Below are 16,669 nucleotides of genomic sequence, written 5' to 3' on the forward strand. Positions count from 1 at the left end.
GTCGTCATCGCTGCGCTTGCTCGGCTGCGGGGTCGTCGGGTGGTGCCGTGACGAACCGCGCGGGGTCCTCGGCGAACTCGGTCCGGCAGCCCGAGGAGCAGAACCACCAGGTGCGGTCGGCCCAGTCCAGGTGCGGACCGGTGGGTTCGACCGGCATCCGGCACACCGGGTCGAGGGGCAGGGTGGTGATGGCCTTGAACCGTCCGTCCTCCAGCCACAGGACGCGGTCGGCGACCACTCGCAGGCGGTCGTCGTGGCTGACGATGACGACGCAGCGCTGGTCGTCGTCGGCGAGCTGGCGCAGCAGCCGCGCGAGGTCGCGGCCGCGGGAGGCGTCGAGGTTGGCGGTGGGCTCGTCGGCGAGCAGCACGGGCGGGTCGTTGGCCAGGGCACGGGCGACGGCGACGCGCTGCTGCTCGCCACCGGACAGCTGAAGTGGCCGGGCCCCTGCCCGGTGGGCGAGGCCGACACGCTCGAGCAGGGCGCGGGCGCGGTCGGTGGCAGCCGCTCCGGTGGTGCCGGCCAGGTTGGTGGCGACGGCGATGTTCTCGGTGGCGGTGAGCGCGTCGAGGAGCGCGTAGTCCTGGAAGATGAACCCGAACGTGAGCGCCCGCAGGGCGGGCAGCGCCTTCTCGGGCTCGGCGGCCACGTCGACGGTCGTGCCGTCGCGCTTGGTCACCGTGATCGAGCCGGCCGTGGGCCGCAGCAGCGCCCCCAGCATGAGCAGCAATGTGGTCTTTCCCGACCCGCTGGGTCCCATGACGAGGAGGACCTCGCCGGCAGCCACGTCCAGGCCGACGTCTCGAACGGCCGCGACCTGGGTGGAACCGTGCCCGTACGTCTTGGTCAGGCCGCGCACCCGCAAGGTGTTGCGCGCGAGACCGGTGCTCGCTCCAGCTGGGCTGGGGTCGGTGGTGGCGGTCATCGGGACTCCCGGAAGGCGGTGGCGGCGTCGAGCGTGGCGATGCGGCGCAGCGGCCACAGGGCGGCGAGGAGCCCGACCACGAGGGCGCTGGCAGCGAGCTGGACGGCAGCGGCGGCGGTGATGCGGATCTGGATGGCAGGCGCTACGAGGGGAAGGGCCCAGGCGAGGAGGCGGCCGAGGACGACCGCGGCCACGGCGGCGAGAGCGACGGTCCACAGCACTTGCACGGCAACCGCGCCGGCGAGCCGCAGGGTGCTGGCCCCGAGGGCTTTGAGGACCGCGAAGTCGCGCAGTCGGCTGAGGGTGGCGGTCATCAGGCCGAGCGCGATGACCGCGAGCGCGATGAGCAGTCCGATGGTCGACATCAACCGGAGGAGGTTGGCGCTCATGTCGGTCACGATGCGCGCTTCCGAGGCGGCGAACTGCTCCCTGGTCTGGACCGTGTCGTCCGGCAGCGCGGCCCGGACCCGGGCGGCCAGCACGTCCGGCTCGAGCCCACGCTCCGCACCGAGCAAGACGTAGGAGGTCGGGGCACTGCCGCGGACGCCGGCGAAGTCTTCGGCCGTGGTGAACACCGTGGTGTTGGTGATGCTGGAGCCGCCGGTGCTGAGCCCCGCCACCCGAAGCCGCGAGCCGAGCACGGTGACCGTGTCGCCGAGGCCGACGCCGAGCGTGTCCGCGGCCTGCTCGTCCAGCACGGCCTCGCCGCTCCGGGGCGTCCGGCCGGCCGTGAGGACGGCGGGTCCACCGCGACCGCTCGTGGGGTCGTAGCCGATCAGGTACGTCAACTGTCGGCCACGAGGCCCGGCGACCGAGCCGGAGGCGAGCCCGATCGAGGACACCCACGCGACGCCGGGGACCGACCGGAGCCGGTCAGCGGTGTCGGCCGGCAGGGTGGAGGCGCTCATGTGCATCGTCTTCACCCCGGCCTGCGAGACGAACACCGAGGCCGGAGAGGTGCGGATGTAGAAGGTGACCCGCTCGATGGCGCCGGCGAAGATCCCACCCAGCAGCAGGACGAGCAGCAGAGATGCGGCAACCCCGAGCACCGTCAGCGCGGCCCGGCGCCGCTCGGCGAACAGGAACCGGCGCCCCACCGGGACGGTCCCGAGGCGGAGCGGGTCGAGGGTCGCGGCGCCCATCACCGACTCCGGAAGGCGGTGGCCGGGTCGAGGCGGGCCAGGCGGCGGGCGGGCAGCCAGGCAGCGAGCAGGGCCATCACGACAGCGGCGGCGGCGGTGGCGACCACCGTCGGGATGGTGACGGCCACCGGGAACGCGGGCCACCACCAGGAGATCACCTGCCGAGCGACGGCCATCAGCAACAGTGCCGCCAAGGCCCCGAGCCCGGTCAGGGCGGCGGTCTCGCCGACGGCGATGCGACGCAGCCGTCCCGGCGAGGCGCCCATCGCTTTGAGGATGCCGAGGTCCCGCTGTTGCTCGGTGACGCGCGTGTGCGCGACGAGCGCGACGATGAGCGTCCCGGCGACGAAGGCCACGGCGACCATGAGCCGCACGGGGGCCCCGTAGATCCGGGTGGCGAGGGTGAGCGCGGCCTCGTGCAGCTGGGCCGGGGTGCGCACGGTCAGCCCGGACCGGGTCAGCTGCCCGGTGATCGCTACCGGGTCGGCGTGCGGGCTCAGGCTCACCAAGACGCTCCCAGTGGTGCCGGAGGCGCGCAGCATGCCGGTCATCGCGTCCGTGGTCGTGAAGAGCAGTGGTGTCATGAACATGGTGGTGTCGTCGGTCAGCGCGACCACCCTCATGGTGTGGCCGAGGACGGGCAGCTGGTCCCCGATGGCGAGGCCATGCTCCGCTGCGAAGACGGCGTCGAGTGCGACCTCGTCATCCGCACCCGGGGGGTGGCCTGCGGCCAGTGCCCAGGGGCCGCCAGGACGGCCGGGGTTGCTGGCGGCAGCGGCCACCGCGGCCTTGCCATGGGGCAGCTCGAGGATCAGGTACAGCGTGCGGATGGGGTCGGCGGCGGCCACCCCGGGTATGCCGCGGACCGTGGCCAGCGCGTCGGCCGGCAGGCCACCCGGGTCGGCGAACAAGCTCTCGGTGCCGGGCGGGACCACGACGAGGTCGGCGCCCAGGTGATCCTCGTAGACGGTGACCCGTTGCTGGACCCCTTCCCAGAGCCCGCTGAGCAGGAGCATGAGCATCAGGGCCAGTCCCACACCGACGGCGCCTGCGGCTGTGCGCACCGGACGGGCGGCCAGCAGCCGCCTCGTCAGAGGCACCCTGCGGCGCCGTCCTCGTGTTGTGGCTGCCATTGGCGTCACCTCCCGCGACCGCCGTCCGGTGGGCCGAGCAAAGTGCCTAGCGCCGGTCGTGACCGCCGTGTACTCCCATCATGGCCGCCATCATCCCGACGCACAGGAGGGCCCCGAGGATGGAGCCGCCGGTGTCTCGGCCGGTCAGGACCAGCACCCCGACGAACAGCAGCATCGGGACACACATGAGAAGCATCGTGAACATGTGGCCGCGGCCGTGGCCCCGCGCGGAACCCGGCTCTGGGGCGGACAGCGGGGCTGGCACGTGCTGGCTGCCAGGGTGCGGCTGCTGTGCGCTCACGGGGGATCGTCTTTCCGGGGCGGGTGTCGGCTCTGTCCGCCCATGCCTCGAGCGTCCGACTGGCACCTGAAGACGGCCGGTCGGTCGTGTGAAGATTCGATGTTGGCCATGCGACCTGGACACCCGCTTCGGGCCCGCCCTCACCGCCGAGCTCCTGCGCGAGCTGACCATCGACCCGCGCCGGGACTACCTGCCGCAGAACCTCGAACGACCCCCGAAATGAACGACAGCCGAACCCACACGATGGGTCCGGCTGTCGCGGATCTCTTCAGAGATCACATGGCGGTGGCGGTGGGATTTGAACCCACGGAGGAGTTGCCCCCTCACACGCTTTCGAGGCGTGCTCCTTAGGCCGCTCGGACACGCCACCGCCGAGCAGGGTACTAGAGCAGCGGACCGCCGAAGAAATCGGGCCCGGGCAGCGACCGGCCGACTGTCCATCGCGGCGCCGCGAGCAGGCGGTGAGCACGCGGCATACCGCGGAGGGGCAGTGGTCCGTCGTCCGCCGGCAGGCCTCGGCGCCTCCCAACCACCGGCTGGGAGGGAATGGATCGGACAGCGGGCGCCTTGTCCCCTGACGTGACTCCAGCGACCGCAGACGCCGTCGGACTGCGGTCCGAGCGGGGGCCGATCCTGCTCGCCCTGATGGTCTCGACCGGGCTGATCGCCATCGACGCCACCATCCTGGCCACGGCCGTGCCGTCGATCGTGCGCGACCTCGGCGGCTTCTCGCAGTTCCCCTGGCTGTTCTCGGTCTACCTGCTGGCGCAGGCCGTCTCGGTGCCGCTCTACGCCAAGCTCGCCGACACCCTCGGGCGCAAGCCGATCATGCTGCTCGGCATCGGCCTGTTCCTGCTCGGCTCGGTGCTGTGTGGCCTCGCCTGGGGCATGCCGGCGCTGATCGCCTTCCGGGCGCTGCAGGGCCTGGGCGCCGGTGCGGTGCAGCCGATGGCCATCACCATCGCCGGCGACATCTACACCGTGGCCGAGCGGGCCAAGGCGCAGGGCTACATCGCGAGCGTCTGGGCCATGTCGTCGGTCATCGGCCCGACCCTCGGCGGCGTCTTCTCGCAGCTCGGCATCTGGCGCTGGATCTTCTTCGTCAACGTCCCGCTCTGCCTCTTGGCCGGCGCGCTGATCGTGCGGAACTTCAACGAGAGCGTCACCCGGCGCCGGCACCGGATCGACTACCTCGGCGCCGGGCTGCTCACGGTGGGCATGACCCTGGTCATCCTCGGCGTGCTCGAGGGTGGCCAGGCCTGGGCGTGGGGCTCGCCGACCAGCCTGGCGGTCTTCGGTGTCGGCGGCCTGCTGCTGGCGCTGTTCGTGCCCGTCGAGCGCCGGGCCACCGAGCCGGTGCTGCCGCTCTGGGTGCTGAGCCGCCGGCTCCTGGCGACGACGACGTTCCTCGCCCTGGGCATCGGCGTCATCCTCATCGGCCTGACGTCCTTCGTGCCGACCTACCTCGAGAACTCCCTCGGCGTCAGCCCCCTGGTCAGCGGCCTCGCCCTGGCTGCGCTCACGCTGGGCTGGCCACTGGCCGCGACCTTCTCCGGGCGCCTGCTCTACCTGCGTTACGGGTTCCGCCCCACCGTGCTGGTCGGGATGGCGCTGGTCCTGGCCGGCTCCGGCGCCCTCGCCCTGTTCGCCCAGACGCCATCGGTGGCGCTCGTCGCCGTGACCTGCTACGTGACCGGCATGGGCATGGGCCTCGTCGCGACCCCCTCGCTCATCGCCGCCCAGGCAAGCGTGGCCTGGCGCGAGCGGGGCGTGGCCACCGGCACCAACATGTTCGCCCGGTCCATCGGCAGCGCGGTCGGAGCGGCCGTATTCGGCGCGGTCGCCAACGCGGTCATCGCCGCGTCGGGCCGGCCCGAGACCGACCCCGGCACCGCCACCGACGCTGGCGCGGCGGTCTTCATCGCCGTCTTCGCCGCCGCCGCGCTCACCGTCGTGGCTGCAGCGCTCATGCCGTCGGTGAGCGCGCAGGAGGTGCAGCCGCGGGCTGAGGAACACCCTCAGGAGCGCCCCCGGGAGGGCGCCGAAACAGAGGCCGAGGTCGCCTGACCCTGACCTCAGGCAGTCAGCGGAGCCCACGGCAGCGGCATGTCCCCCCGAGCCGCGGAACACGCCTGGCCCGATCCACCTCAGGCGGGGCTGCCGGCGCCCCGTCCTCGACGGCGCTGGCGCACCTGCCACACCACCAGTGCCACCACTGCCACGGCCACCACGACGCCGGCCGCACCGGCGCCGAGCCACCTCTCCACCCGCTGGTAGGAGACGCCGGCGAGGTAGCCGGCGGTCACCGCGGCGGCACCCCACGCCAGCCCGCCGACGGCGTTCCACGGCAGGAACGTGCGGTACGGCATCCCCGACATCCCTGCGAGCGCTGGGGTGACAGCGCGGAAGAACGCGGTCCACCGGCCGAGGAAGATCGCCGGGCCCCCACGGCGACGGACCACCTCCTGCGCCTCCTGCAGCCGCGACGCATGCCGCCGGAGCAGCGGCAGGGTCAGCAGCCGCGGACCGGCGATCCGCCCCACCTCGTACCCGGCACTGTCCCCGACCACCGCGGCGAGCACGACGACCGCCACCACGGCGCTGACGTGGGTGTGCCCCAGGCTCGCGGTGGCCCCGCCGAGGATGGCCAGGGTTTCCCCCGGCAGTACGAAGCCCACGAAGAGGGCGTCCTCGGCGAAGACGACCAGCCCGACGACGAGGTAGACCACCCAGGCGGGTGCGCCCAGCAGGTGCTCGATGACCGCGTTCACACCTCCACCATGCGGCAGCTGCCTGTGCGCTCCCTGATCGTGCCCTGTGCGCAGGGTCCTCGGCCCCCGGTCCCCGTCACCGGTGCGCCGCGAAGAAGTCGAGCAGCACCTGCGAGCACTCGGCCTCCCGGACCCCGCCGACGACCTCGACGCGGTGGGTCGCCCGACGGTCGCGCACGATGTCCCACACCGAGCCGCAGGCCCCCATCTTGGGGTCCCAGGCGCCGAGCACCAGGGTCGAGATGCGTGAGAGGAGCAGTGCTCCGGCGCACATGGGGCAGGGCTCGAGGGTCACCACCAGCGTGCAGTCCTCCAGACGCCACTCGCCTGTATGCCGCGCGGCCACCCGCAGCGCCACCACCTCCGCGTGCGCGGTGGGGTCGCCCTCGGCCTCGCGCAGGTTGCTGCCCTCGCCGATGACCTCCCCCACCGGGGAGACCACCACGGCCCCCACCGGCACGTCACCGGAGGCGGCGGCCGCGGTGGCGAGCTCGAGCGCACGACCCATCCACGCGGCATACCGGGGGTCGGGCGATGGACGTCGGTGGTCGGGCACGCGCTAAGTTTCGCCTATGCGTGTCCACGTCGCCGACCACCCGCTCATCGCCCACAAGCTGACCTACCTGCGCGACAAGCGGACGGACTCCCCGACCTTCCGCCGCCTGGCCGAGGAGCTGGTGACCCTGCTGGCCTACGAGGCCACGCGGGAGGTGCGCGTGGAGCCGTTCGAGATCGAGACCCCCGTGGCCCCGACGACCGGCATCAAGCTCAGCACCCCGAAGCCGCTGGTCGTGCCGATCCTGAGGGCGGGCCTGGGCATGCTCGAGGGCATGGTCCGGCTGCTGCCGAGCGCCGAGGTCGGGTTCCTCGGGATGCAGCGCAACGAGGAGACCCTCGAGGCCATCACCTACGCCAACCGCCTGCCCGACGACCTCAAGGGTCGGCAGTGCTACGTGCTCGACCCGATGCTCGCCACCGGCGGCACCTTGGCGATGACGATCCGCTACCTCGTCGAGCGCGGCGCCGACGACATCACCGCGGTCACCCTGCTCGCGGCTCCCGAGGGCATCAAGCACCTCGAGGACGAGATCGCCGACCTCAACGTGCCGGTGCAGCTGGTCACCGGCGCTGTCGACGAGCGCCTCAACGAGCACGGCTACATCGTCCCGGGCCTCGGCGACGCCGGCGACCGTCTGTACGGCCTGGTCTGAGGCGGGAGGCCCCCGCTCGGCGCGCCTGACCCGTCCGATTTGCCGCATCTGTGACGATGCTGTGATGCCCCCTGCCGGCACCCCCGAGCCGGCGCCTCTCCCCCGTCCCCACCGATCAAGGAGATGACATGCAGCGCGTGAAGAAGATCCTGCTCTGGGTCCTCGTCGCGTTCGGCGTCTACGCGATCTTCACCTCGCCCGACCGCGCCGCCGACATCGTCAAGACCGCGGGCGACATCCTCGTCGACGGCGTCAGGAACATCGGCACGTTCTTCGACGCCCTGCTCAGCTAGGACCCCACCCGTGGCCCGCAGCCTGACGAGCCCGAACCGCGAGCTGGACCGCTACCTGCTCGACGGCGAGCGGCTCGTCACGGCGGTGCACCGGCACTGGGGCAAGGTGGCCGAACCGGTGGCCACCGCCCTGGCGTCCGGCGTCCTCGTGCTGTGGGTGGACGCCACCATCCCGGCCCGGTTCGGGCTGGTGAGCACGCTCCTGTGGTGGGCCTGGTTCGCGGTCGTCGGCCGCACGGCCTACCGGGTCGCCGAGTGGCGCCACGACTGGTTCGTCGCCACCGACAAGCGGCTGCTGCTCTTCTACGGCTTCATCACCCGCAAGGTCTCGATGATGCCGCTGTCCAAGGTCACCGACATGTCCTACACCCGGTCGATCCCCGGCCGGATCCTCGGCTACGGCCGGTTCGTCATGGAGAGCGCGGGGCAGGACCAGGCCCTCCGCGAGGTCAACTGGGTGCCCAGCCCCGACACCAACTACCGGGCGATCTGCACCGAGATCTTCCGCCTGGCCGACCGCCGCTACCAGGACGCACCCCGCCACGAGGCGAGGGTCGAGGCGGCGCCGGACCCCGCAGTCCCCGCCTCCTCACTGCCCTCCCCGTATGACGGGTGGGACGACGAGCGCCACTCCACCGCCATCCGCGTGGAGACCCCGCGACCCCCCACCGGCGAGTCGCTCTACCGCAGCCCCGACCGGCGCACGGGTGGGCGCGTCGACCGCGACGCCGACACCGGCCCCATCCCCCAACTCCCGCCGCGCGACCGCTGGGACGACGAACGCCGCTGAGATCGCGCTGGGCGGGTCGCCCGGATCGGCGCTAGCGTAGGTCCGTCCGGGTCGCCCCCCGGGGGGCGACTTACCTTTTCCCCGGGAGGTGGCCCGCCGTGAGCCTGATGCGCACGAAGTCCGTCGAGCAGTCCATCAGGGAGACCGACGAGCCGGAGTACCAGCTGAAGAAGCGGCTCTCCGCCACGGACCTGACGGTCTTCGGCGTCGGCGTCATCATCGGTGCCGGCATCTTCACCGTCACGGGCCGCGCCGCGCTGGAGTACGCCGGCCCGTCGATCATCATCTCGTTCGTCGTCGGAGCGATCTGCTGCGGCCTGGCGGCTCTGTGCTACGCCGAGTTCGCCTCGACCGTGCCGGTGTCGGGGTCGGCGTACACGTTCTCCTACGCCTCGCTCGGCGAGCTGGTCGCGTGGATCATCGGCTGGGACCTGCTGCTCGAGCTCATGCTGGGCGCCAGCGTCGTGGCGCAGGGCTGGTCGCAGTACGCCGAGCTGTTCCTCAGCCAGCTCGGCTTCACCTGGCCCGAGGCGGTCGGACCCGGCTCGAGGTTCGACCTGCTGGCCTTCCTCCTCGTCGCGCTGATCACGCTGCTGGTCTCGGCCGGCATCAAGGAGTCGATGCGGGTCAACCTGGTGCTCGTCGCGATCAAGGTCTTCATCGTGCTGTTCGTGATCGTCGCGGGCATCGGCTTCGTCAACCGGGCCAACTACAGCCCGTTCATCCCGCCGTCGCAGCCCACGGCCGCCGAGGAGGGCCTGACCGCACCGCTCATCCAGGTGCTCTTCGGCATCGAGCCGTCGACCTTCGGCACTCTCGGCATCATCACCGGCGCCTCGATCGTCTTCTTCGCCTACATCGGCTTCGACGTCGTCGCCACCACGGCCGAGGAGGCCAAGAACCCCCAGCGCGACCTGCCGATCGGCATCATCGCCTCGCTGGTCATCTGCACCCTGCTCTACATGGGCGTCGCCGCCGTCATCACCGGCATGGTCCCCTACGACCAGATCGACCCCAAGGCGGCGCTGGCCTCGGCCTTCGAGTCGGTGGGCAAGGACGGCTACGCCACCCTCATCGCCGCGGGGGCCGTCGCGGGCCTGACCACCGTCATCATGACGCTGCTCATCGGTGCCACCCGTGTGGTGTTCGCGATGAGCCGCGACTGGCTGCTGCCGCCGGCGCTCGGCAAGACCAACGTCAAGACCGGCACCCCGCTGCGGATCACCCTGACCCTCGGCGCGTTCATCGCACTCGTGGCGTCGCTGACCCCCATCGGCAAGCTCGAGGAGATGGTCAACATCGGCACCCTCGCGGCGTTCACGCTGGTGTCGATCGCCGTGGTCATCCTGCGGCGCCGGCGGCCCGACCTCAAGCGGGCCTTCCGTGTGCCCCTGGTGCCGGTGCTGCCGATCGTCTCGGCGCTGATCTGCTTCTACCTGATGCTCAACCTCAGCGTGGAGACCTGGCTGCGCTTCATCATCTGGATGGCCATCGGCATCGTCATCTACTTCGCCTACTCCTACCGCAGCAGCCGCCTGCACGGGCGCGCGAAGGAGGGCCGCCTGCCCAGCATGACCGGCACCTGACAGGTCGACACCGGGGTCCTTGGCCTCTGCCGTGTCCCTCCTGCCGATCTAGCGTGAAGGTGGCAAGGGGGACCGCCGGGTCGGCCTCTGCCGGCACTCGGCGACGACGAGCGAGCAAGGAGATGAGCACCATGACAGCCATGACCATGCACATCGAGGCGCCGGTCGAGACCGTCTTCGGCTACTTCAAGGACCCGATGGCCCTGGCAGACCTCACCACGCTGGACATCGAGTACGACGAGGTGAAGGAGACCGAGGAGGGCACCGGCACCTACTTCAGCTGGCACTCCAAGATCGCCGGCATCCCGTTCGAGGGCTTTGAGGTCTACACCGACGTCGTGCCGAACCAGCACATCACCGAGAAGTCCTCCCAAGCCGTGATGGGCACCTGGGACTACACCTTCGAGCCCGAGGGCACGGGCACCAAGGTGACCATGGAGCGCCACCCGCGGTCGTTCTGGCGACTTCCCCCGCTGGCCTACGTGGGGGACCTCGTGACCGCCCGCATGACCGCGTCCTTCGTACCCAGGGTGAAGGAGCGCATCGAGGCCGCCGCCCGCTAGCGACCCTTGGCCAAGGGGTCGGGGTATGCCGGGTGGTCACCCGCGGCATACCCCTCCTCCTGCCGTTGCGGCACGATCTCCTGCGCCCGGCAGCGCTCCTCTGCCACCGTGGCTCCATGAGAGTCTCCGTCGTCCTCGACTGCCTCGACCCGAAGGCGCTGGTGCCGTTCTGGTGCGCGGCCCTGGGCTACGAGCCGGCCGGTTCCCTCGAGGACTTCGAGGTGCTCGCGCCGCGCGAGGGGGAGCCGCCCGGGCCGGTGTTCATCCTCCAGCAGGTGACCGAGCCGAAGGTGGGCAAGAACCGCAGCCACCTCGACATCCACCCACCGCTCGAGCGCGGCGTGGAGTCCCTCATCGACGAGCTCGAGTCACGCGGGGGCCGGCGGGTGGGGCACCCGGTGCTCGACCTCCACGACGAGCTCGGCATCTGGTGGCAGGTGATGGCCGACCCCGAGGGCAACGAGTTCGACATCGTCGCCGACGCCGGCCACCCCCTGCCCTGACCCGCCTCAACTTTCTCGGGTCACCCAATAAAGGTCCGCTTCACCCCGAGTGGCACCTCGGGTGAGGGGCACGTTTCTCGGGTCACCCGATAAAGGTCCGCGCGGGTCAGAGGGCCTTGATGATGTCCTCGACCCGGTCCTTGGCGTCCCCGAAGAGCATGGCGGCGTTCTCCTTGAAGAACAGCGGGTTCTGCACGCCGGCGTAGCCCGTCGCCATGGAGCGCTTGAAGACCACGACGTTCCTGGCCTTCCAGACCTCGAGCACCGGCATCCCCGCGATGGGGCTGGTCGGGTCCTCCTCGGCAGCGGGGTTGACCGTGTCGTTGGCGCCGATGACGAGCACGACGTCGGTGTCGGACAGGTCGTCGTTGATCTCGTCCATCTCGAGGACGATGTCGTAGGGCACCTTCGCCTCGGCGAGCAGCACGTTCATGTGGCCCGGCAGCCGGCCTGCGACGGGGTGGATGCCGAAGCGGACGTTGACGCCCTTCTTGCGCAGCTGTGAGGTCAGCTCGGCCACGGGGTACTGCGCCTGGGCCACCGCCATGCCGTAGCCCGGGGTGATCACGACCGAGTGGGCGTCCCTCAGCATCTCGGCCACCTCGTCGGCCAGCATCTCGCGGTGCTCGCCGTAGTCCTTGGCCTCCCCGACCGAGATCTCCTGGCCGAAGCCGCCGGCGATCACCGAGATGAAAGAGCGGTTCATGGCCCGGCACATGATCCAGCTGAGGATGGCACCGGAGGAGCCGACGAGGGCGCCGGTGACGATGAGCAGGTCGTTGCCGAGCATGAAGCCGGCGGCGGCCGCCGCCCAGCCCGAGTAGCTGTTGAGCATCGACACCACCACGGGCATGTCACCGCCGCCGATGGAGGCCACCAGGTGCCACCCGAACGCCAGCGCGATCACAGTCATGAACGCCAGCGGCAGGATCGAGTGCGACGCCACGAACCACGCCAGCAGGCCGACCGAGACGACGACCGCCGCCAGGTTGAGCCAGTGCCGGGCGGGAAGCATCAGCGGTGACGACTTGATGCGCGCGCTCAGCTTCAGGAAGGCCACGACCGAGCCGGTGAAGGTGACCGCGCCGATGAAGACGCCGAGGAAGACCTCGACGTTGTGGATCGTCGCGAGCGAGCCCTCGAGGCCCTCCTCGCTGAGGTAGGAGTTGAAGCCGACGAGCACCGCCGCCGCGCCGACGAAGCTGTGCAGGATCGCGACCAGCTCGGGCATCTGCGTCATCTCGACGACCCGGGCCCGCCACAGCCCGATGGCGGCGCCGATGGCCATGGCCACCGCGATGAGCATCAGCGTGAGCGGCCCGTTCTCGGCCTGGTCGACCGCCAGCCAGATGGTCGCCGTCAGCGCGATGACCATGCCGGCGACGCCGAACGCGTTGCCCTCCTTGGCCTTCTCGTGCTTGGAGAGTCCGGCGAGGGAGAGCACGAAGAGCACGGCGGAGACGATGTATGCCGCCTGCACGAGGTTGGTGGTCATCGGCGCCTCAGTCCTTCCGGAACATCTGGAGCATGCGGTTGGTCACCGCGAACCCGCCGAAGATGTTGATGCTGGCGATGACGGTGGCGACGAACGCCAGCGTGCGCACCACCGGGTCCTCGCTGCCGATCTGCAGCAGGGCGCCGACGAGGATGATGCCGCTGATCGCGTTGGTCTCCGACATCAGCGGCGTGTGCAGCGCGTGGGCGACGTTGCTGATGACGTAGAACCCGACGATCACGGCGAGCGCGAACACCGTGAAGTGGCCGAGGAACGTCGCCGGCGACCAGGCCGCGACGAGCCCGAAGACGACCGCGGCCAGACCCATGAGCGCGTACTTCCGCCGCGGGTCCCGCACCTTCGGCGGGGGCGGTGCCGGCTTCTCGGCGAGGGGGGCTGCCGCGGGCGCGGCGCTGACCGCCACCGGAGGCGGGGGCCACGTCGACTGGCCGTCACGGCATACGGTCATGCCCCGCTGCACCACGTCGTCGAAGTCGACGACCGCCTTGCCGTCCTTCTCCGGCGTCAGCAGCTTGAGCAGGTTGACCAGGTTGGTGCCGTAGAGCTGCGAGGCCTGGGTGGGCAGGCGTCCGGGCAGGTCGGTGTAGCCGATGATGCGCACCTGGTTGTCGGTGACCACGAGCTGGTCGGCGACGGTGCCCTCGACGTTGCCCCCGTTGGCCGCCGCCATGTCGACGATGACCGAACCCGGGCGCATCGAGGCGACCATCTCCTTGCTGATGAGGCGCGGCGCGGGCTTCCCGGGGATGAGGGCGGTCGTGATGATGATGTCGACATCCCTGGCCTGCTCGGCGTAGAGCTCGGCGGCCCGGCGGTTGAAGTCCTCGCCCATCTCCTTGGCGTAACCGGTGGCGCTCGGGCCCTCCTGATCGAGACCCTCGATGCGCAGGAACTCGGCCCCCATCGACTCGACCTGCTCGGCCACCTCGGGGCGGGCGTCGAAGGCCCGCACGATGGCGCCGAGGCTGTTGGCGGTGCCGATCGCGGCGAGCCCGGCGACACCGGCGCCGATGACGAGCACCTTGGCGGGTGGCACCTTGCCGGCGGCCGTCACCTGGCCGGTGAAGAGGCTGCCGAACTCGTGGGCCGCCTCGACGACCGCGCGGTAACCGCCGATGTTGGCCATCGAGCTGAGCACGTCGAGGGCCTGGGCGCGGGAGATGCGGGGCACGGCGTCCATGGCCAGGGCCGTGACGCCCTGCGCGGCCAACCGGTCGACGAGTTCGGGGTTCAGTGCGGGGGCGAGCAGGCAGGCGAGCACCGCGCCCGGCCGCAGCCGCGCGATCTCGTTGTCGGCGGGCGCGTTGACCTTGATGACGACATCGCTGTCCCACGCCTCGTCGGTTCCACCCACGGCGGCGCCGGCCTCTTGGAAGGCCACGTCGCTGAAGCTCGAGCGCTGGCCCGCCCCGGCCTCGACGACCACCTCGTAGCCGAGGCCGATGAGCTGGCCCACGGTCTTGGGCGTGGCGGCGACCCGGGTCTCCCCGGGCCTGGACTCCTTCGGCACACCAATGCGCACGGTTGCTCCCGTCACGAGACGTCACAGCAGGAAAGCCCTTGCGGACGCCAACCTAGGGGGTAGCCGCCGTCCCGGTGCCTGAATTGTGACGACGGTCGCGCCGCGCGTCGCCGGGTTCAGGACCACGGTCCCGGATGGCGACGTCCGGCGTCAGGCGCTGGAGGGGCCGGCGACGGGGGCGCTGGCGCGAGCCTGCGTCGACCGGGTGCTCAGACCAGGCCGGTGACGATGAGGGCCATGAGCGCGATGAGCGTGATCGCGCCGAGGAAGAGGCTGCCGCCGATGTCGCCCTGGGTCTGCTCGTACGGGCGGTCGGAGTGCAGGTAGTCGTTCGGGTAACGGCCGGGCTCGAGGGCGATCGCCCTGGCACGGGTGCGGGTCAGGTTCCGGGTCACGGTCTCCACCTTTCTCGATAACGCTACGCAGCGTATCGATTCTTTCACGGGCGCCCAACTCGAGTGGGCGAGACGCTCGTCTCAGGCGTCCAGGACGCCGCCCTGGGTGCCGTGCGGGATCGTGTGGCCGGGCTGACCGAGGCGTCCCGCCTGGTAGTCCTCGAAGGCCTGGACGACCTCGGCCCTGGTGTTCATGACGAACGGGCCGGCCCAGGCCACGGGTTCCCGGATCGGGCGCCCGCCGAGGATCACGACGTCGAGGCCGTCGGAGTAGCGGGCCTGCTGCTGCTGCGCGGCCGAGAGTCGCAGCGCATCCCCGGGGCCGAGCACCGCGAGCTGACCGGTGCCGAGGGGCGACTGGGTCGGACCCACGAAGCCGTCGCCGCTCATGGCGTAGACCAGCGCGTTGAAGTCGGGCCGCCAGGGCAGCTCGAGGGAGCCGCCCGGGGCGATGGTCGCGTGGACCATGGCCATCGGCGTGTGGGTGGAGCCCGGTCCGGCGACGCCGCCCACCTCGCCGGCGATGACGCGCAGAAGGGAGCCGCCGTCGGCGGAGGTGAGCAGACCGACCTCGCTCGAGCGCAGGTCCTGGTACGCCGGGGGCTTGAGCTTGTCGGTGCGCGGGAGGTTCACCCAGAGCTGGAAGCCGTGGAACAGGCCGCCGGAGACGACCAGGTGCTCCGGCGGCGCCTCGATGTGGAGGATGCCGGCGCCGGCAGTCATCCACTGGGTGTCGCCGTTGGTGATGGTGCCGCCCCCACCGAAGGAGTCGTGGTGGTCGAAGATGCCGTCGATGATGTAGGTGACGGTCTCGAAGCCGCGGTGCGGGTGCCACGGCGTGCCCTTCGGCTCACCGGGGGCGTACTCGACCTCACCCATCTCGTCCATGTGGATGAACGGGTCGAGGTCACGCAGGTCGACGCCGGCGAAGGCGCGCTTGACCGGGAAGCCCTCACCCTCGAGGCCGCCGGGAGCAGTCGTGATCGACCGCACTGCCCGTTGGCGGGCAACAGGCGTGACGGCCGGCACGCGGGGCAGCACGGTCAGGTCGGGGACGGTCACAGCAGGCATCTCGACTCCTCGGCACATGGTAGTTCATGTTTCAACTACCTATCCCAACGCACTTCCGCCCACCTCCATTCCCGACCACCTGAGGTGGTGGGAGCACGGATGCCGAAAGCGCACCAGAAGGCCAGTATCCGGCCTCCGGTGCGCTCCCGGCATACGTCGAACCACGTGGTCGCCCAGGGATCAGGGGCGGGGGGCGGTTCCCCCCTCGTCGACGTCGTCGCCGGCGTCCGGGTGCTGCTGGGGCCAGGCGGCGCCAGCCGGTCCGCTCCGCTCAGCGGGCGCCCGCCCGGCGCTCCGGTCGCTGGTGGCCAGTCGGCTGAAGAGGAACCACAGCAGCGCCAGGACGAGGAGGCCGCCGATGATCCACCAGATCGCGTTGCCGCCCATCAGGCACCGTCTCGGTGCTGGACCCGGCCGCCGGACTCGTCGAGCCCGCTGCCCTGCTCGTCGAGGCGGTTGCCGTCCTCGTCGACCCGGTAGCCCTCCTTGTCGGTGCGCACGTCGGGGTCACGTGCGTCCGCCTTGCGCAGCTGCTCGTCGCGCTCGGTCCGGATGGCGTCGGCGTGCTCGCCACTGCGCTCCGCCTCGGCCTCGAGCCGCTTGGCCTCGGCCGCACGCTGCTCGGCCTCGGCGCGGGCCTTGCGCGCCTGGGCCTCGGCCTCCTCGGCTCGCGCCTCGCGCTCGCGCACCTCGCGGTCGTGCTCCTGCGCCTCCCGGCGGATCTGCTCGGCCTGGTCGCGGTGCACTTCGGCCCGACGCTTGCTCGACGTCTTCATGAGCAGTGCCGCGGCGACGAGGACGACCACCACCACGAGCACGATCCAGAGAATGTTGCTGCCTTCCATTGAACCCTCCTGAGGTCGTCGGCACCGGGGTCACCGGCACTGCCAACGTAGGCCCGCCCGGCGCGAAGCGCGACTCGTGGGCGGCATCCGCGCAGGTCAGCG

General features: G+C 71.1%; 19 protein-coding genes and 1 tRNA gene. 7 read left to right on the forward strand and 13 right to left on the reverse strand.

Going from position 1 to position 16,669, the window contains the following annotated elements; all coding sequences use genetic code 11:
• Positions 1-4: 4 nt before the first annotated feature.
• The 5 genes from P2F65_RS07405 to P2F65_RS07425 form a co-directional block, all read right to left on the reverse strand.
• A complete protein-coding gene (locus P2F65_RS07405; RefSeq protein WP_275805623.1) occupies positions 5-925 on the reverse strand; it encodes an ATP-binding cassette domain-containing protein in 921 nt (306 codons plus the stop codon).
• Positions 922-2,067, reverse strand: a complete 1,146-nt coding sequence (locus P2F65_RS07410) for an ABC transporter permease (RefSeq protein WP_275805625.1) — start codon at positions 2,065-2,067, stop codon at positions 922-924. The genes P2F65_RS07405 and P2F65_RS07410 overlap by 4 nt, the downstream gene beginning before the upstream one ends.
• Positions 2,067-3,167, reverse strand: coding sequence for an ABC transporter permease (locus P2F65_RS07415; protein WP_275805627.1), 1,101 nt, complete (start codon positions 3,165-3,167; stop codon positions 2,067-2,069). Before P2F65_RS07415 ends, P2F65_RS07410 begins: the two co-directional genes overlap by 1 nt.
• 79 nt (positions 3,168-3,246) lie before the next feature.
• On the reverse strand, positions 3,247-3,501 hold the full coding sequence (locus P2F65_RS07420) for a hypothetical protein (protein WP_275805629.1): 255 nt from the start codon (positions 3,499-3,501) through the stop codon (positions 3,247-3,249).
• A 280-nt stretch (positions 3,502-3,781) separates the two neighbouring features.
• Positions 3,782-3,871, reverse strand: a tRNA-Ser gene (locus tag P2F65_RS07425).
• A 209-nt stretch (positions 3,872-4,080) separates the two neighbouring features.
• Here P2F65_RS07425 and P2F65_RS07430 point away from each other — a divergent pair.
• Positions 4,081-5,568 (forward strand): MFS transporter, encoded by a 1,488-nt coding sequence (locus P2F65_RS07430; RefSeq protein ID WP_275805631.1) that lies wholly within the window; start codon positions 4,081-4,083, stop codon positions 5,566-5,568.
• Between the two features lie 80 nt (positions 5,569-5,648).
• Here P2F65_RS07430 and P2F65_RS07435 read toward each other — a convergent pair whose 3' ends face one another.
• Complete coding sequence (locus P2F65_RS07435; protein WP_275805633.1) at positions 5,649-6,272, reverse strand: DedA family protein; 624 nt, start codon at positions 6,270-6,272, stop codon at positions 5,649-5,651.
• A 76-nt stretch (positions 6,273-6,348) separates the two neighbouring features.
• Positions 6,349-6,780: a nucleoside deaminase gene (locus tag P2F65_RS07440; RefSeq protein ID WP_275807326.1), complete on the reverse strand. Its 432-nt coding sequence runs from the start codon at positions 6,778-6,780 to the stop codon at positions 6,349-6,351.
• A gap of 64 nt (positions 6,781-6,844) precedes the next feature.
• Between P2F65_RS07440 and upp the strand changes: the two genes are divergently transcribed.
• The 6 genes from upp to P2F65_RS07470 all read left to right on the forward strand — a co-directional run bounded on the left by upp (position 6,845) and on the right by P2F65_RS07470 (position 11,218).
• Entirely contained in the window at positions 6,845-7,483 is a 639-nt protein-coding gene (upp, locus tag P2F65_RS07445; protein ID WP_275805635.1) for a uracil phosphoribosyltransferase, read from the forward strand.
• A 128-nt stretch (positions 7,484-7,611) separates the two neighbouring features.
• The gene (locus P2F65_RS07450) at positions 7,612-7,776 is read left to right on the forward strand and encodes a hypothetical protein (protein WP_275805637.1); all 165 of its coding nucleotides are present in this window, start codon (positions 7,612-7,614) and stop codon (positions 7,774-7,776) included.
• Between the two features lie 10 nt (positions 7,777-7,786).
• Positions 7,787-8,566, forward strand: a complete 780-nt coding sequence (locus tag P2F65_RS07455) for a PH domain-containing protein (RefSeq protein WP_275805639.1) — start codon at positions 7,787-7,789, stop codon at positions 8,564-8,566.
• Between the two features lie 98 nt (positions 8,567-8,664).
• On the forward strand, positions 8,665-10,152 hold the full coding sequence (locus P2F65_RS07460; RefSeq protein WP_275805641.1) for an amino acid permease: 1,488 nt from the start codon (positions 8,665-8,667) through the stop codon (positions 10,150-10,152).
• Between the two features lie 140 nt (positions 10,153-10,292).
• On the forward strand, positions 10,293-10,715 hold the full coding sequence (locus P2F65_RS07465) for an SRPBCC family protein (RefSeq protein ID WP_275805643.1): 423 nt from the start codon (positions 10,293-10,295) through the stop codon (positions 10,713-10,715).
• A 116-nt stretch (positions 10,716-10,831) separates the two neighbouring features.
• Entirely contained in the window at positions 10,832-11,218 is a 387-nt protein-coding gene (locus P2F65_RS07470; protein ID WP_275805645.1) for a VOC family protein, read from the forward strand.
• A gap of 106 nt (positions 11,219-11,324) precedes the next feature.
• Here P2F65_RS07470 and pntB read toward each other — a convergent pair whose 3' ends face one another.
• From pntB to P2F65_RS07500, 6 genes are all read right to left on the reverse strand, one after another.
• A complete protein-coding gene (gene pntB, locus P2F65_RS07475) occupies positions 11,325-12,713 on the reverse strand; it encodes a Re/Si-specific NAD(P)(+) transhydrogenase subunit beta (protein ID WP_275805647.1) in 1,389 nt (462 codons plus the stop codon).
• A gap of 7 nt (positions 12,714-12,720) precedes the next feature.
• Complete coding sequence (locus P2F65_RS07480; RefSeq protein WP_275807329.1) at positions 12,721-14,256, reverse strand: Re/Si-specific NAD(P)(+) transhydrogenase subunit alpha; 1,536 nt, start codon at positions 14,254-14,256, stop codon at positions 12,721-12,723.
• Positions 14,257-14,465: 209 nt separating this feature from the next.
• Positions 14,466-14,651: a hypothetical protein gene (locus P2F65_RS07485; RefSeq protein WP_275805649.1), complete on the reverse strand. Its 186-nt coding sequence runs from the start codon at positions 14,649-14,651 to the stop codon at positions 14,466-14,468.
• An 81-nt stretch (positions 14,652-14,732) separates the two neighbouring features.
• Positions 14,733-15,722 carry a pirin family protein gene (locus P2F65_RS07490; RefSeq protein ID WP_275805651.1) on the reverse strand — a complete coding sequence of 330 codons (990 nt, stop codon included), beginning with the start codon at positions 15,720-15,722 and terminating at the stop codon, positions 14,733-14,735.
• 180 nt (positions 15,723-15,902) lie between these two features.
• Entirely contained in the window at positions 15,903-16,109 is a 207-nt protein-coding gene (locus P2F65_RS07495; protein ID WP_275805653.1) for a hypothetical protein, read from the reverse strand.
• On the reverse strand, positions 16,109-16,567 hold the full coding sequence (locus P2F65_RS07500) for a hypothetical protein (RefSeq protein ID WP_275805655.1): 459 nt from the start codon (positions 16,565-16,567) through the stop codon (positions 16,109-16,111). Before P2F65_RS07500 ends, P2F65_RS07495 begins: the two co-directional genes overlap by 1 nt.
• Between the last annotated feature and the right edge of the window lie 102 nt (positions 16,568-16,669).

Origin of the sequence: Knoellia sp. p5-6-4, assembly GCF_029222705.1 — a bacterium.
In the GTDB taxonomy this organism is placed as follows: Bacteria; Actinomycetota; Actinomycetes; order Actinomycetales; family Dermatophilaceae; genus Pedococcus_A.